Origin of the sequence: Pseudoalteromonas 'SMAR', from assembly GCF_048515945.1 — a bacterium.
Classification (GTDB): Bacteria; Pseudomonadota; Gammaproteobacteria; order Enterobacterales; family Alteromonadaceae; genus Pseudoalteromonas.
The window spans coordinates 37,194-53,573 of sequence record NZ_JBLWMW010000019.1; the positions used below are offsets into that span (position 1 = coordinate 37,194).

General features: G+C 47.0%; 17 protein-coding genes. 5 read left to right on the forward strand and 12 right to left on the reverse strand.

The genetic code is table 11. The features are described from left to right. Positions 1-37: 37 nt before the first annotated feature. Together lptG and lptF are read right to left on the reverse strand one after the other, a co-directional pair. Entirely contained in the window at positions 38-1,105 is a 1,068-nt protein-coding gene (lptG, locus tag ACNKW2_RS09775) for an LPS export ABC transporter permease LptG (protein WP_336567392.1), read from the reverse strand. Continuing rightward, complete coding sequence (lptF, locus tag ACNKW2_RS09780; protein WP_419148391.1) at positions 1,102-2,214, reverse strand: LPS export ABC transporter permease LptF; 1,113 nt, start codon at positions 2,212-2,214, stop codon at positions 1,102-1,104. The genes lptG and lptF overlap by 4 nt, the downstream gene beginning before the upstream one ends. A gap of 194 nt (positions 2,215-2,408) precedes the next feature. Between lptF and pepA the strand changes: the two genes are divergently transcribed. From pepA to ACNKW2_RS09795, 3 genes are all read left to right on the forward strand, one after another. After that, positions 2,409-3,920 carry a leucyl aminopeptidase gene (gene pepA / locus ACNKW2_RS09785; RefSeq protein WP_419148392.1) on the forward strand — a complete coding sequence of 504 codons (1,512 nt, stop codon included), beginning with the start codon at positions 2,409-2,411 and terminating at the stop codon, positions 3,918-3,920. Between the two features lie 744 nt (positions 3,921-4,664). Continuing rightward, positions 4,665-5,111, forward strand: a complete 447-nt coding sequence (locus ACNKW2_RS09790) for a DNA polymerase III subunit chi (RefSeq protein WP_336567396.1) — start codon at positions 4,665-4,667, stop codon at positions 5,109-5,111. 21 nt (positions 5,112-5,132) lie between these two features. Continuing rightward, positions 5,133-7,982: a valine--tRNA ligase gene (locus ACNKW2_RS09795; protein WP_419148393.1), complete on the forward strand. Its 2,850-nt coding sequence runs from the start codon at positions 5,133-5,135 to the stop codon at positions 7,980-7,982. 66 nt (positions 7,983-8,048) lie between these two features. Here the strand turns inward: ACNKW2_RS09795 and rpoS are convergent, their stop codons facing one another. From rpoS to ACNKW2_RS09845, 10 genes are all read right to left on the reverse strand, one after another. Further along, the gene (gene rpoS, locus ACNKW2_RS09800) at positions 8,049-9,038 is read right to left on the reverse strand and encodes an RNA polymerase sigma factor RpoS (protein WP_419148394.1); all 990 of its coding nucleotides are present in this window, start codon (positions 9,036-9,038) and stop codon (positions 8,049-8,051) included. A gap of 56 nt (positions 9,039-9,094) precedes the next feature. Next, positions 9,095-9,913 (reverse strand): peptidoglycan DD-metalloendopeptidase family protein, encoded by an 819-nt coding sequence (locus ACNKW2_RS09805; protein ID WP_419148395.1) that lies wholly within the window; start codon positions 9,911-9,913, stop codon positions 9,095-9,097. Positions 9,914-10,039: 126 nt separating this feature from the next. Then, positions 10,040-10,678, reverse strand: coding sequence for a protein-L-isoaspartate(D-aspartate) O-methyltransferase (locus ACNKW2_RS09810; RefSeq protein ID WP_336567402.1), 639 nt, complete (start codon positions 10,676-10,678; stop codon positions 10,040-10,042). A 12-nt stretch (positions 10,679-10,690) separates the two neighbouring features. Continuing rightward, entirely contained in the window at positions 10,691-11,431 is a 741-nt protein-coding gene (gene surE / locus ACNKW2_RS09815) for a 5'/3'-nucleotidase SurE (RefSeq protein WP_336567403.1), read from the reverse strand. 39 nt (positions 11,432-11,470) lie between these two features. Further along, positions 11,471-12,505, reverse strand: coding sequence for a tRNA pseudouridine(13) synthase TruD (gene truD / locus ACNKW2_RS09820; RefSeq protein ID WP_419148396.1), 1,035 nt, complete (start codon positions 12,503-12,505; stop codon positions 11,471-11,473). Continuing rightward, positions 12,502-12,978 carry a 2-C-methyl-D-erythritol 2,4-cyclodiphosphate synthase gene (ispF, locus tag ACNKW2_RS09825; protein WP_419148397.1) on the reverse strand — a complete coding sequence of 159 codons (477 nt, stop codon included), beginning with the start codon at positions 12,976-12,978 and terminating at the stop codon, positions 12,502-12,504. Before ispF ends, truD begins: the two co-directional genes overlap by 4 nt. Then, positions 12,971-13,669: a 2-C-methyl-D-erythritol 4-phosphate cytidylyltransferase gene (gene ispD, locus ACNKW2_RS09830; RefSeq protein WP_419148398.1), complete on the reverse strand. Its 699-nt coding sequence runs from the start codon at positions 13,667-13,669 to the stop codon at positions 12,971-12,973. Before ispD ends, ispF begins: the two co-directional genes overlap by 8 nt. Continuing rightward, complete coding sequence (ftsB, locus tag ACNKW2_RS09835; RefSeq protein ID WP_419148399.1) at positions 13,653-13,946, reverse strand: cell division protein FtsB; 294 nt, start codon at positions 13,944-13,946, stop codon at positions 13,653-13,655. The genes ispD and ftsB overlap by 17 nt, the downstream gene beginning before the upstream one ends. A 24-nt stretch (positions 13,947-13,970) precedes the next feature. Then, entirely contained in the window at positions 13,971-14,609 is a 639-nt protein-coding gene (locus ACNKW2_RS09840) for a hypothetical protein (RefSeq protein WP_419148400.1), read from the reverse strand. A 91-nt stretch (positions 14,610-14,700) separates the two neighbouring features. Further along, positions 14,701-15,171 (reverse strand): DUF2947 domain-containing protein, encoded by a 471-nt coding sequence (locus tag ACNKW2_RS09845; protein WP_419148401.1) that lies wholly within the window; start codon positions 15,169-15,171, stop codon positions 14,701-14,703. Between the two features lie 91 nt (positions 15,172-15,262). Here ACNKW2_RS09845 and ACNKW2_RS09850 point away from each other — a divergent pair, with 91 nt between their 5' ends. Beyond that, positions 15,263-15,541, forward strand: a complete 279-nt coding sequence (locus tag ACNKW2_RS09850) for a DUF1653 domain-containing protein (protein WP_419148402.1) — start codon at positions 15,263-15,265, stop codon at positions 15,539-15,541. 4 nt (positions 15,542-15,545) lie between these two features. Beyond that, the gene (locus ACNKW2_RS09855) at positions 15,546-16,379 is read left to right on the forward strand and encodes an AAA family ATPase (RefSeq protein ID WP_419148403.1); all 834 of its coding nucleotides are present in this window, start codon (positions 15,546-15,548) and stop codon (positions 16,377-16,379) included. Position 16,380 lies beyond the last annotated feature (1 nt).

Here is a 16,380-nt window from a genome sequence, read left to right on the forward strand (position 1 = left end):
TTAAAAAGGGCAAGTTTAACTCGCCCTTTTTTAATTGTTAGCTGCGCTTTTTCAATAAATGCACCGCCAAGCCAATAAATAATAAGCTTGGCATTAACGCCCCGACCACAGGTGGCACCTGGTACACCATCACAATGGGACCAAAAATTTCATTACTCAAATGAAAAGCTAAGCCGGTGATCACCCCCATGATGATCCTGGCTCCCATGCTTACACTACGTAACGGCCCAAACACAAAAGATAACGCCACTAGCAGCATCACCGCCACCGTCAACGGTTGCATGACTTTACGCCATAGCGCGAGCTCATAGCTGCTGGCATCTTGGTCATTTTGCTTTAAATAGCCTAAAAATGACCACAACCCAGTAAAGGATAACGCGTCTGGCTCTACCGATACCACACCAAGCCTATCTGCAGAAAGCTCAGACTCATAGCGCATGGACTTAGAATAATGGGTGGTGATTTTATCGCTTTGCAGCTGAACTTCTTCAACGTCTTGCAACTGCCAACCGCTGTCAATGCTTTTAGCCGACTGAGCCCTGACTATTTTGGCTAAGTTTAGGGTGTCATCAAAGTAATAAATCGCAATGTCTTTAAGCTCACCGCTTTTTTCGACATTGGCAATATTAATGAAATTCCCGCCATCTTTCGCCCACACGCCCTGTTGGGCGCTGTAAACTTCACCGCCATAAATGGCTTCGTTTTTCAGGCGTTTTGCCGTTTGCTCCGCTTTTGGCGCACCCCACTCGCCCAATGCCATCATCAAAATGGCCAGCACCACGGCGGTTTTCATTACCGACATAATGATTTGCAGTCGTGACCAACCAGCCGCTTGCATTACAATAAGCTCACTGCTCGAGGCCAGCGCCCCCAGCCCTATCAGACCACCAATTAATGCCGCCATGGGGAAAAACACCACCACATCACTGGGCATACTGTATAGGGTGTACAACATGGCTCCAAGTAAGTCGTAGCTGCCACGGCCCACTGAGCGCAACTGCTCAATAAATTTAATTAGGGTATTGATACCAACAAACACCAATAGTGCAAACCCTGTGGTTTGCAAAATACTGCGGCCTAAATACCAGTCTAGCGTTTTCATCATGATACCGGCTCCCGTTTCACCAACAACGAACGCACCCACACACCAAAAGGACGACCTTTAGCAATGAGATAAGTGCCGATAAACAGCACGCTCAGATGGATCCACCACAGCCCCACTGATGCCGGTACTTTTTCTTCCGCAAGCAAAAATTTACCGGCATTTAATAAAATAAAGTAACCCAAATACAAGGTGATGGCTGGTACTAATTTAGCGAATTTACCTTGCCTTGGATTCACCACACTTAAAGGCACGGCCAATAGCGTGAGTAAGATAATGGAAATAGGTACTGACAGCCGCAATTGAAATTGGGCATTGGCTTCTGGGGTATCCATAGCAAGTAACTGCATGCTTGGAATGGCCTCGAGCTTGCGCCGTTGATGCTCTATTTCTTGTTCTTTAATTTGTACTTGGTACGAGCCAAACTCAGTGCGATTAAGGGCCTGGCTAAAGCCATCGGTTTCATAACGTTTACCCTCATGAAGCAGCAATTGTTGCTCACCGCTTTCAAGCTCAATCACTTCACCTTTCTGGGCATACACTAAACGTGCAGCTTGATTAGAATCGGATACTGGCAATTGCGCGACAAAGACTTTATCAAGCTCACGCCCTTGTTCGTTAATACCATGAACAAACACCACCGCTTTCTCATTCCCCGTTTGCTGAAAACGTCCAGCGCGTAACGTCGATAGACCGGATTCGGCATCCGCTTGCTCTTTCAGCTGATATTCTTTTTCACTGGCCCACGGTGCAACATATAAGCTTATCACCGCAGCAAGTAGTGCAAATACCGCGCTTGAAACCAAGGTCACTCGCACCACGTACCATTCGCTCACGCCACACGCTTTGAGCACCGTCATTTCACTGTCGGCATAAATGCGACTGTAGGCGAGGATGATCCCCAAGAATAAACTTAGCGGCAGAATATACCCGGCTAATTGCGGTAGCTTGAGTGCCAGCAAAGCAAGCACTAACTTACCAGGTATTCCCCCCTCAGAGGCAGAACCCAGTATGAGCACAAACTTTTGTGACAAGAAAATTGTCATTAGAGTGAGGAAAACTGCAACCTGAGATTTCAGTACTTCACCCGTTAAATAGCGGAAAATAAGCAATGTTCGTCCCTATAAAACATCTCGTTTCACTGGAATAGTGGGAAAAATTGAGTAAACTGATTATTTTAGTCACTTTATTATATGCCAATGTGACCCAATATCCTACCTAAGGTTAAGTATATTCATGACTTAAACTTTAGGAATGCTAATTGGCATAAAAAGTTCAAAGACATTACTAAGACTCAGGAGTCGCAATGGAATTCAGCGTAAAAAGTGGTAGTCCAGAAAAACAACGCAGCGCATGTATTGTGGTTGGCGTGTACGAGCCACGTCGTCTTTCACCGATTGGTGAACAGCTGGATAAAATAAGCGAAGGCTACATTTCAAACCTATTACGCCGTGGTGATTTAGAAGGTAAACCGGGACAGGTACTACTACTTCATCACGTACCAAACGTGCTAAGTGAGCGCGTCCTACTCGTTGGCTGTGGTAAAGAGCGCGAGTTAGATGATAAACAGTACAAGCAGATTATTTCAAAAACCATTAATACCTTAAACGAAACCGGCTCTATGGAAGCGGTGTGCTTCTTAACTGAGCAGCACGTCAAAGGCCGTGACACCTACTGGAAGGTGCGCCAAGCAGTTGAAACCACACAAGATTGCTTATACACCTTTAATCAACTTAAAAGTAAGAAGAGCGAAGCACGACGCCCACTGCGCAAAATCGTGTTCAACGTCCCCACAAGACGTGAACTGACCATAGGTGAAAGCGCTATTGAACATGGCTTAGCCATTGCTGCCGGTAGCAAAGTATGTAAAGACGTGGCCAATATGCCACCGAACATTTGCAATCCGCGTTACTTAGGTGAACAGGCACAACAGCTTGCTGAAGATTTTGATAATGTCACCGTTAACTTGGTGGGCGAGCAAGAAATGGAAGAGCTGGGAATGCACTCTTACCTTGCGGTAGGCCGTGGCAGCCGCAATGAGTCAGTGATGTCAGTGATCCACTACAACGGTGGCGAAGAAGGCCAAGCACCTATTGTGTTTGTTGGTAAAGGCTTAACATTTGATTCCGGTGGTATTTCAATTAAACCAGGCGAAGCCATGGATGAAATGAAATACGACATGGGTGGCGCTGCTGGGGTATTAGGCCTGATGCGTGCGGTGGTAGAAATGCAGCTGCCGTTAAATGTAATTGGCGTATTGGCAGGCTGCGAAAACATGCCTGGTGGTGATGCCTATCGCCCAGGTGACATTTTAACCACCATGTCGGGGCAAACGGTGGAAGTGCTTAACACCGACGCCGAAGGCCGCTTGGTGCTGTGTGATGCCCTCACGTACGTTGAAGCATTTGACCCAGAAGCAGTGGTTGACGTGGCGACCCTAACTGGGGCTTGTATTGTGGCACTGGGCAGTCATGCAACCGGCTTACTGTCAAACCACAACCCGCTGGCGCACGACCTATTAAAAGCGTCGGAGCAAAGTGGCGACAGAGCATGGCAGTTACCGTTATGGGATGACTATCAAGAGCAATTAGAAAGCCCATTTGCGGACTTTACTAACCTTGGCGGTCGCTCAGCAGGGACTATCACAGCGGCTTGCTTTTTATCTAAGTTCACCAAAAAGTACAATTGGGCCCACCTAGATATTGCCGGCACAGCGTGGAAAAGCGGCAAAAACAAAGGCGCAACCGGCCGTCCTGTGCCTATGTTAATGCAGTACTTGTTAAATCGCGCCGATATCACGGACGCACAGCAAGACTAGCAGCAATGCCAGCGCGATACATCATCACGAAAACATCCTTGATGTAAAATCGTGAAAACAATCGCGATATATAATCTCTGCTACGTATCAAAAATATAAACGCGCTGTTTCGACAGCGCGTTTTTTTGTTTGTCGCCACAAACCAATTCCTCAATCATATGATCTAATACGCATTACCTCAAAACCTAGCGCGATATAAAATCGCGCCTACAACGCTCCCCCTGTTGCGTTATAAAACTGCGCCTACGTCAGGCCGTCACTCCGGACTTGGTCCGGAGTCCATGTAAAACATTGCGATATAAACCATAAAAACAGTCGCGATATAAAATCGCTGCTACGACATCATGCATCTGTTTCAAACACCGAAGCCAATAACCACGTCGAACCCGTAGCAGCTGATTTATTCCGCGACCTCTATGGCCCCTGAATCCAGTTCAGGGTGACAAATTATGTAGCCGCGGATTTATTCCGCGACCTCTGTGGCCCCTGAAGCCAGTGGCATATTCTCTGTCAGGGCGTATTTTCTCAGCCCGACAGGGTTTTTCTGCCCACCTTTTCGGTGTTGATTGATGGCCTTGCCTTTATGTGTCAAAATAGCGGCCTATTTATGTGCATATAAGTCGCGCAAGTTTAACGTTTAAACTCAGTCGCGCCAGGTAACTTTATCAGCCTAAGTCAGTCGCCATGATTGCGCGCCAGCTTGGGAAAACTGTAAAGTCACGCGTCGTAATTGGTACCATTATAATGACAATCAAAGCGCGCTTTTACGTGTTAAAACAAAGCGATGAGCCGGGAGCTAGCGTTCCGGCTCATTTTGATCTAGCAGCACAAACAGCGGCCACCCTGTATCAGGCTGGTCACCGCATTTTTGTTAATGTGAATAATACCGAAGACGCTCACCTCTTTGATGAGCACTTATGGTGTTTTAACCCGGAGCGATTTGTACCACATAACCTCCAGGGTGAAGGCCCCAAAGGTGGTGCGCCAGTAGAGATAGGGCTAATGCCCCCCGCTGCTCGGCGACCGGTATTGATTAACCTTGCGACGGCTTTACCTGACTTTATTCGTCGCTTTGACCAGGTATTTGACTTTGTCCCGGTCGAGGCCAGCGCCAAACAAGCTGCACGAGAACGATTCAAACAGTTACGTGGACTTGGCGCAACAATTTCCACTGAAGATATTGAGAAATAGCATTTTTTAGGGTTCTGTGTAATGGATAAAACCTACAATCCGCAAGATATTGAGCAGTCTTTATACCAAGACTGGGAGTCAAATGGCTACTTTAAGCCATCAGGCAAAGGCGACGCATATTCAATTATGATCCCACCGCCGAATGTCACAGGTAGCCTACACATGGGCCACGCCTTCCAAGACACCATTATGGATACTTTGATCCGTTATCAACGCATGAAAGGGAACAATACCCTATGGCAGGTTGGTACCGATCATGCTGGTATCGCAACGCAAATGGTAGTCGAACGTAAGCTGGCAGCAGAGGAAGGTAAATCTCGCCATGAGCTCGGTCGTGATGCCTTTATCGATAAAATCTGGCAGTGGAAAAACCAATCCGGTGGCACCATCACCAAACAGCTGCGCCGCCTAGGTGCTTCTGTCGATTGGGATAGAGAGCGTTTTACCATGGACGACGGCCTTTCTGAGGCAGTGAAAGAAGTGTTTGTGCGCCTCTATCAAGACGATTTAATTTACCGCGGCAAACGCCTAGTAAACTGGGACCCTAAGCTACATACGGCGATTTCTGACCTAGAAGTTGAAAACAAAGATAAGCAGGGCCATATGTGGAACCTACGTTATCCATTAGCGGATGGCGTTAAGACGCAAGATGGCAAAGACTACATTGTGGTAGCCACCACGCGCCCAGAAACCATGCTGGGTGACACAGGTGTTGCAGTCAACCCAGATGATGAGCGCTATCAAGACTTAATCGGCAAAGAAATTCTGTTGCCAATAGTGGATCGTCGTATCCCTATTGTTGCTGACGAACATGCCGACATGGAAAAAGGCACCGGTTGCGTAAAAATCACGCCAGCACACGACTTTAACGATAACGAAGTTGGTAAGCGTCATGAGCTGCCAATGATTAACGTCTTTAATAAAGATGCTGCAATCCTAACTACAGGCGAGTGTTTTACCTTTGATGGTAAGCCGCTGGAGTCTATGTCAGCGCCTTTACCTGAGCGCTTCCATGGCCTTGACCGCTTTGATGCCCGTAAAGCCATCATTGCCGAGTTTGAACAGCTGGGTTTACTAGAAAAAATTGAAGATCACAGCCTTACTGTACCTTATGGCGACCGCTCAGGCGTTGTGATTGAACCGCTACTGACTGACCAATGGTATGTTCGTGTTGCCCCACTGGCCGAACCGGCGATTAAAGCGGTGGAAGACGGTGATATTCAGTTTGTACCAAAACAATACGAAAACATGTACTTCTCTTGGATGCGTGATCTGCAAGATTGGTGTATTTCGCGTCAATTATGGTGGGGCCACCGTATTCCAGCATGGTATGACAACGACGGTAACGTCTATGTTGGTCGCGATGAAGCGGAAGTGCGTAGCAAACATAACCTTGATGAAAGCATTGCCCTAAATCAAGATGAAGACGTTTTAGATACCTGGTTCTCTTCAGCACTGTGGACTTTCTCAACCTTAGGTTGGCCACAAAACACCGATGATCTAAAAGTATTCCACCCATCGAATACCTTAGTGACTGGCTTTGATATTATCTTCTTCTGGGTAGCGCGCATGATCATGATGACCATGCACTTTATCAAAGATGACGATGGCAAACCGCAAGTACCATTTAAAACCGTTTATGTTACCGGTCTTATTCGTGACGAAAACGGCGATAAAATGTCTAAGTCTAAAGGTAACGTACTCGATCCATTAGACATGATTGACGGCATCGATTTGGAAAGCCTAGTTACCAAGCGTACTGGTAACATGATGCAGCCGCAATTGGCCAAGAAAATCGAGAAAAATACCCGTAAGACCTTTGCCGATGGCATTGAAGCACACGGTACCGACGCGCTGCGCTTTACCCTAGCGGCGATGGCATCAACAGGTCGTGATATTAACTGGGATATGAACCGTCTTGAGGGCTACCGTAACTTCTGTAATAAGTTGTGGAATGCTAGCCGCTACGTGTTGATGAACACCGAAGAGCAAGATTGTGGATTCAACGACAATGAAAAAGTCTATTCATTGGCCGACCGTTGGATTTTAGGTCAGTTCCAAAACACCGTTAAGCAGTTCTCTGAGCACTTAGATAACTATCGCTTTGACTTGGCTGCAAACACCATTTACGAATTTACTTGGAACCAATTCTGTGACTGGTATCTTGAGCTAACTAAACCTATCTTGTTTAAGGGCACTGAGGTGCAGCAACGTGGTACTCGCCATACACTGATCACCGTGCTTGAAGGCTTATTGCGCTTAATGCACCCACTTATGCCGTATATCACCGAAACGATTTGGCAACGTGTGGCGCCTATCGCCGGTGTTGAAGCCAAAACCATTATGCTAGAAGCCTTCCCTGAGTTTGATGCCAGTCAGGTTGATGACACTGCCATGGCAGATCTTGAGTGGGTAAAACAATTCATCGTCGCTATTCGTAACATTCGCGGTGAAATGGACATCAGCCCAAGCAAGCCTTTAAAAGTGCTGCTAGCAGGTGCAAGATCTGAAGATAAGCGCCGCTTAGAAGAAAACCAAGCGTTCTTGAGCGCACTGGCTAAGTTGGAAAGCTTTGAGCTGCTCGATAATAAAGACGATGCTCCGGCATCAGCCACCGCATACATAGGCGACTTAGAGATTATGATCCCAATGGCGGGTCTGATTGACGTTGAAGCGGAGCTTTCTCGTATTGCCAAACAGCTAGAAAAAGCCGAAAAAGGCCTAGCTCAGGTAGAGAAGAAATTAGCCAACGAGAAGTTTGTTAATAACGCTCCTGCCGCGGTGTTGGAAAAAGAAAAAGCGAAGCTGGCAGAGTACAGCGATGCTAAAACCAAGCTGCTTGAGCAAAAAGCGAAGATCGAGAGCTTATAATACGCTCTCGATTACAAGCACTAAAAAAGCCGCTATCTAGCGGCTTTTTACGTTCTATAGATGATATTAGGATAGCTGCTCAAACAAGCTTTCGGTATTTAAACCTTCATGTTGCAGAATATCTTTGAGTCTTCTTAGCGCCTCAACTTGAATTTGTCTTACCCGTTCACGGGTTAAACCTATTTCTCTACCGACATCCTCTAACGTCGATGGCTCATAACCTAATAAACCAAACCGTCTTGCAAGTACCTCACGCTGCTTAGGATTCAACTCTCCTAGCCAATCTACGATGTGCTTATTAATATCATTGCTCTGCACTTCCGTTTCAGGGCCACCACCTTTTTCATCGGCAATAATATCCAGTAAGGCCTTGTCGTTTTCACCGCCAATGGGCGTGTCTACAGAGGTGATCTTTTCATTTAAGCGCAGCATTTTACTGACTTCTTCAACAGGCTTATCAAGACACTCCGCGATTTCTTCTGCAGTAGGCTCATGGTCGAGTTTTTGTGTCAGTTCACGGGCGGTACGCAGGTACACATTTAACTCTTTCACTACATGAATGGGTAATCGAATTGTGCGAGTTTGGTTCATGATGGCGCGCTCTATGGTTTGGCGGATCCACCAAGTCGCGTAAGTAGAGAAACGGAATCCCCGCTCCGGGTCAAACTTCTCTACCGCACGAATAAGACCAAGATTGCCCTCTTCGATTAAATCTAATAGTGCTAGACCACGGTTGTTGTAACGGCGTGCGATCTTAACCACGAGTCTTAGGTTACTCTCGATCATCCGCTTTCTCGACGCTTCACACCCTCTCAGTGCTTTTCGGGCAAAATACACCTCTTCTTCAGCACTGAGTAATGGGGAAAATCCGATCTCACCGAGATAAAGCTGGGTCGCATCGAGGTTTTTTACGACCTCTTCTTTGGCAAACACGTCTTCATCGTTTTCTAGCTCTTCAAGTAGCTCTTCCTTAGGCTCTTCAATAGTATTTTCGTCGAACTTGTTGTTATCGAGTTCGGTTGTAGATTTGGTAGGTAACTTTGCAGTCTGAGCCATAAGTATTCTCCCCATGCGAATAAAAGTAAGTGCCACGACATTGTGAACTACTTACTTTAAGGCAAGTATTTTGCCGGGTTTACAGCTTGGCCTTTAAAACGGATTTCAAACCGAAGTGCCGTTTTAGTAGCGTCTGTACTACCCATTTCGGCAATTTTTTCCCCAACTTTAACTTTTTGCTGCTCTTTAACGAGTATTTTAGCGTTGTGAGCATACGCACTTAGATAATCATCTGTATGTTTCAAAATGATTAAATTGCCGTATCCTCTTAATGCACTTCCTGCATACACTACAATACCGCCAGCGGCAGCGTTAACCGAAGTACCTGGTCGGTTAGATATTTCTAACCCTTTATAGCCATTTTCTTTCACCGAAAACCGCCGAGTTACCTTGCCTTCAGCTGGCCACTTCCAACGTACCTTATTATTGTACAAGCTTTTGCTATTGGTCGATTTTTTAGTGGCTTGTCTTTGAACATACCCTCGTTGTTTTGACCGATCAAGTTCTTTTTTCGGGGTTTTGTTAACTTTACGTTTCGAATATTGGGTGCGACCATTTACACTTGGCTGTTTTTTCCGCGTTCCGTTTTGTTTTTTGGAATAGTTGAGATAAATAGTTTGACCGGGGTAAATGGTATATGGCGACTTAATATTGTTGATTTTAGCAACCGTTCTAACATCTTTATTTGCACTAAAAGCAATAGCAAATAAAGTATCGCCTTTTTTAACTTTGTAAGAATTTCCTGCAATATTAATTTTATGTTTCGAAGTGGTATTACCAGAGTACAAAGTAGTCACCGGCGCAGGGCGGTGATCCGATGAACACGCACCGATCAGGCTTGCCAGACACAATAATACAATTCCCCTACCACCCATGTTTGCTTCTTTCCGGCATCCCAATAACTTTCTTCCCTATTAATTTAACGCAATTTTAGCCAGCTTTCACTTATATATTCGTTTCAACTAGTTAAGCTGCCAAAGGCCATCTGGTTGGCAGTTACACTAGCTGACCTCGCCAGCCACTAAGGGAACAAACCGTACTGGAGCCAACTCATGGCGAATAAACTGCTCACCACGCTTTACAAACAGCGTTAATACTTGGCTTTCAACGCCAATGGGGATCACCATCGCCCCCCCTTCTTGTAACTGTGCTAACAAGGCATCGGGGACACGCTCGGCAGCAGCGGTGACAATAATTCCAGCGAATGGTGCTTTATTTTGCCAGCCAAGCCAGCCGTCACCATGTTTCATGGTGACATTATACAAATCAAGTAAGTGTAAGCGTCTTCGCGCTTGCCATTGCAGTGATTTAAGGCGCTCGACACTGCATACTTGCTCAAATAGCTGTGCCAAAACCGCCGTTTGATAGCCCGAGCCAGTGCCAATTTCCAGCACTTTTCCTTGCACCCCAACTTGCAGTAATACTTCCGTCATTTTCGCCACAATATAGGGTTGTGAAATAGTCTGGCCCTGACCAATGGGCAGAGCAGTGTTCTCGTAGGACTTATGCTTTAACACCTCATCGACAAACAGGTGTCGCGGTGTATTAGCAATGGCATCGAGCACCTGCGGCTCAGACACCCCCTGTTGCTCTAGTAACTCAACCAGCGCTTTGGCACTGCCTTGATAATTGTTTAGCACCTTGCCACCTTTTTAAGATAACCAGCTCGCTACGGCATCAATACTGTCGTGGGCCGTCATATCGACTTTTAAGGGCGTGATCGCCGCATAACCATTGTTTACGGCGTGAAAGTCGGTGCCTTCACCAGCGTCGCTTTCATGACCTAAGGTGCCATACCAGTAGACACTGCGCCCCCAAGGGTCGACCTGCTCGGTCATGGTATCAGCTTTATGACGAGCCCCTAGCCGTGTCACTTTCATCCCTTTCAGGTCGTGTACAGGGATGTCAGGCACATTAATATTAATAATTTGATCTTTGGGTAATGGGTGATTGGCCAGTTTTTTAATGATTTCTACGGTCACTTGCGCCGCGGTTTCGTAGTGATTTTCTTGTTTTGAGCACAGCGACACGGCAATAGCAGGCAAACCTAAGTGACGACCTTCAGTGGCGGCAGCAACGGTACCAGAATAGAGAGTATCATCGCCTAAGTTAGCGCCATTATTGATACCGGCCACGACTAAGTCGGGCACCTCATCGACCAACTTACTCACCCCTAAGTGCACACAATCGGTAGGAGTGCCATTCACTGAGATAAAACCATTATCCAAGGTGGTGGCTCTCAGTGGATTGAGTAAAGTTAAGGAGTGGCTGGCACCACTACAATTCCGGTCTGGCGCAATCACGGTGACATCCGCAATTTGTGATAATGCCTGATGTAACACCGCTATCCCTTTAGCATGAACACCATCATCATTACTTAATAGAATTTTCATGGTTCACCTCATTGTTAATTATGCTTATATTGTGCCTGATTAGTTTGCTTCTGTGGCGCTTGCGCGCACTTTTTTACTGGCATCGCGGTAATTCACCAGCTCTCGCAATAAAGCGGTAGCAAATGTGCCTTTTGGCAAGGTAAATGACAGCGTCAGTGTGCTGACGTCGAGCTGCTCTACTCCGAGTTCCTCTGGGATCAAGCGTAAAGCTCGGCGCTCATTTTTCATGCCAAACTCAGCCAACCCCTGATGCCATTTGGCAAACTCCAGCAGCCACTCTTGCTCTTGGGGTACTAACCCTTTGTCTCCTTTGCCCACCAACGGAGCCGATAATAAAATATCTTGCTGTAATAAACGCTCAATGAGCTCGCAATCAATGTCTGACTCGAAAAAAGCATTGCTGCCATTGAGTAAGAAAACTTCTCGGTGCCACGTTTTAGCTAAACCGTGCTTTGCAACGCGACGACTCACAATAGCATTAAAAATATGCGAACGTGCTGCCGACAGCACCAGACCACGGAGTTTTTTGTCGCGAATTTTCTCCCCGGCAAACAAGCGCTCTGCCATCTCTAGGTTATGACCATCATGACCAAAACGCTGTTCACCAAAATAGTTCGGCACCCCTTGGCGCACAGCATTAATGCGCGACAAGATATCCAATGGCTCGGAAACATGACGCAGCGTAATGGCAAAGCGGTTGCCTTTATGACAACCGGTTCTTAGCTTGCGGTTGTGCCTAATTTGCTGGGCGACTACGATACTGTCGCTATTAAGCTGACTAAAGTCGAGGCTTTTTTTAATCGCTACTGGGACACTAAACCATTGACTGCACACCCCGTGGCGGTCTTTGATCCCGGCGTAACTGACTTCTCTGGGCGCCACCCCGGCAAGGGCGGCTATTTGCTTAGCCACATAGGCGGTATTTTCGCCTTTTTTTATCACTTGCAAGCAAACGTGCTCACCTTCCCCGGTAAATGGGATATCCAGCACTTCATCGACCCGAAAGTCTTCTGCATGGGCTTTAAAGTCGGCGTCAGATTGCGGCTTGCCGTAAAGGTAATTAAGCTCACTCATGATTTAACCAACAGCACCACGGCATGACTGGAAATACCCTCTTTACGACCTTCAAAACCCAGCTTTTCCGTGGTGGTCGCTTTGACATTGACTTGATTTAACTCGGCCCCACAATCGGCTGCTAAGTTACTGCGCATGGCATCAATATGGGGGCGCATTTTTGGTGCTTGCGCCACAATAGTGACGTCGATATTGCCGATTTGGTAACCACGCTCTGCTACTTGGGCCATGACTCGGCGCAGCAAAATATGACTGTCGATGTTTTCAAATTCACTGGCGGTATCGGGAAAGTGCTTGCCAATGTCACCCAGCGCTAAGGCACCGAGCAACGCATCGCATAAGGCATGAATAGCAACATCGCCGTCGGAATGAGCAATAAAGCCTTGCTCATAGGGGATTTTTTCTCCACAAATGGTTAATGGGCCAGCGCCACCAAACTTGTGAACATCAAAGCCGTGGCCGATTCTAATCATCTTGTTTACCTTGTTGTTGAATAATAAACTCGGCCAAAGGTAAATCCTCTGGCGTAGTAATTTTTAAGTTATCTGTACGTGCCGCCACCAGCTGCACAGCCTCTCCGGCCAGCTCCATCGCTGAGGCTTCATCGGTAATATTGGCACCAGCTTGCAAGCCCGACTGCAACGCTTGTAATAGCGTATGATAAGGAAACATTTGCGGGGTAAAGGCTTGCCAGAGATCGCCACGAGGCACGGTTTCGCTCACTAGTTGTGCGCCTCGCTTAATGGTGTCTTTCACTTTCGCTGCCAAGATCCCACCTTGCTGCTGCTGCAAACACGCTGAAATTAGGCGCTCGATATCGGTGAGATCCACCAGCGGCCTTGCGGCATCATGCACCAGCACCCAGTCGGGTTGCTGTGGCGCCAACGCTTGCAGTGCTAACAACACCGAATCAGCGCGCTCTTTGCCACCATCGCAGCAAGCAAAACGCGAGTCGGGAAGAAAAGAGGCATTAAAATAACTGTCGTGCTGCGACACCGCCACCATAAAGTGGTTGATGCAGTCTAGCTGTGCCAGCTTGTCTAGGGTGTGTGACAAAATCGGCTTGCCAAGTAAAGGAATATACTGTTTCGGCATCTCTGCCTGCATGCGACTACCCACCCCTGCGGCCGGGACTATCACAGCTAAATTATGGTTTTCTTTCATTGGGTACTTTGGGTAATACGCGGATAAAGGTTTCATCGGGTTTAATCATCCCCAGCTCATGGCGGGCACGCTCTTCCACCCCTTCTAGGCCAAGCTTAAGATCTTCAATATCCGCTTTTAGTAATTTATTGCGCTTGCTAAGGTTAGCGTTGGTTTCTTGATGCGATTTTACAGCCGACTTGATCCGCGAATAGTCTTCCACGCCATTGTGGCCAAACCATAGCCGATACTGAATAAATAGCGCCAAGCTCAGCAGCGCTAGCTGAAAAAATCGCATGTTGTAATCCAAACTTCTTGTCTATTAAGTGATGCCAGCAGAGCGGCTTAACTTTGTTTTTTGTACTTGCCGCCAGTTAATTGCACTGGCTAACAGCATTTCTCTCAGTGCCAAGCGCCGCGGTGGTGCTGCTTTAGCATAATGCCAAGTGTGCCCACAGCAGGCTGCAACCATCAGTGGCTTGGCTGGCTTCAGCAAGGTCACTTGCCCCTTATCCTCATCAGCACAAGGCTCACCATTGGCATAAAACCAACCATACTGGTTGCAATGCACCTCACCGCTTACTCGCAGTTGGTCAATGGTATCGAGTCTCACCGAGGTGTTATCATACTGGCTCAGTAATATAGGAACAACCAGCCCCACCTCAGCACGCTGACTAAAAAAGTCATGGTTTGCTTGCAAGTTGGGCTGTGGTTGCGCTTTTTGTTTTGCTAACCAGCAACCATTAAAGCCATCGAGTTCAAGCGGCACCTCACCTTGTACGATATGAGTCGCGGCACGCTCGACATAATAAGGCAAGCTCTTTAATCGCCGCTGAAGCTGTTGTTGATCACTGAGCTGTGCAAGTTGCGGCAGTTCCCGTGCATAGAACACGTTGACTAATTCAGCAAACAGCAATCGTGACGCTTGGTCATGCCAGATTGTATTTTGTTGCTGTTGCAAAACGCCTCCTTTAAGGAAGTCTTTAGCGACTTTCCTCCCTTTATACACCACAGCGGCAGCAATGCAAAATGCAGCTCAGGTCACTGGACGGTTAAGGCCTGCTCCCCAAGCGAGCTTCCCCCTCGGGCATAAATTGTACAACTGAATGGCGCTTTTTGCCTATTAAAAAACTACCATCGGTGAGAAACATAAAGTTTTTCCAATTGCGTTTAAACACATCAAAGCGGGTTTCAAGCACCTCCTGCCGTGACAAGCAGAAGTAAACCGTGGTGTTATCTTGCCAGTCCAAAAACTCAGCAATCGCCTCTGGAAACTCCTCACCGGCTTCCCAAGGTTGCTCCCAGCTTAAGGTGTCTTGCCAACTGCTCGTCTGACCGACCCAATCATTGCTATCAAAAAAGTCAGGATGGTCTTTTTCATTACTGATCATGGTGCTCCATAACACCGCTGAACGCTGAGGGCTCATGGGCTTTATCAAGGCTAAGTCAGGTTCTGCAACGGGTAAATCTTGGTGCTTAAATACCCACGCTTTTTTATAATCATTTAAGGCAATATAATTCATCTTTCAACACCGAGCTTGTTCATGGCGCAATTGTATCATTTCAACGCGTCAGATTCGGCTTTTTATTTTGTTCTATTAAGCGAGCGCAACAATGCAAATCACCCTGGGCATATATCGCCATTATAAAGGCAACGAATACCGTGTTTATGGCTTGGCCAAACACAGCGAGAGCGAAGAAACTTTGGTGTTGTATCAACCCTTGTATGGTGAGCGGGACTTGTGGGTCAGGCCGCTGAGTATGTTTGTAGAAAACGTCACTGTCGCAGGGCAAACGCAACCGCGCTTTGCATTGCTAGAACCCGAGCCGGGGTTGGCAGCAAAAAGCGGAATATGGCAAGATGGGGAAAACTCATCTGACCACAAGAAGTAAAAGCATGTTTAAAGGTACTGATCAATACATCGCCACCGCGGCACTGCAACAAGCGGTTAACGCCGCCATCGTGTTAGAAAAACCACTGTTGATTAAAGGTGAGCCGGGGACTGGTAAAACACTACTGGCAGAGGAATTAGCGCGCAGTTTAGACACTGAGCTTATCCAATGGCATATCAAGTCGACCACCAAAGCACAACAAGGCTTGTATGAGTACGATGCGGTGTCACGCTTACGAGATAGCCAACTTGGCGACCCGCGAGTGAATGATGTTAGTAATTACATTATTAAAGGCAAATTGTGGCAAGCGTTTAGCGCCGAAAAGCGCCCGGTACTGCTGATTGACGAAATAGACAAGGCCGATATTGAGTTCCCTAATGACTTACTGTTGGAGCTCGATAAAATGGAATTTCATGTCTATGAAACCAATGAACAGGTAAAGGCCAAGGTGCGTCCTATCGTCATCATTACCTCTAATAACGAAAAAGAATTACCCGATGCTTTCTTACGCCGCTGTTTTTTCCACTACATCGACTTCCCCAGCAAAGCAGAAATGCAGCAAATTATCGACGTTCACTACCCCGGCATTAAGGCCAATTTAGTGCAGCGTGCCTTAGAGAGCTTTTTCCAGCTACGAGAAACCCCTAATTTAAAGAAAAAGCCCAGCACCAGCGAGCTGTTAGACTGGTTAAAACTGCTGATGGCAGAAGACATTGACGCCGATACACTACACGATAAGTCCAATCAAGGCGGCTTAATGCCACTGTTTGGCGCGCTACTTAAAAACGAGCAAGACGTCTCTTTAGTAGAAAAGCTCGCCTTTATGAGTCGTCGTTAAT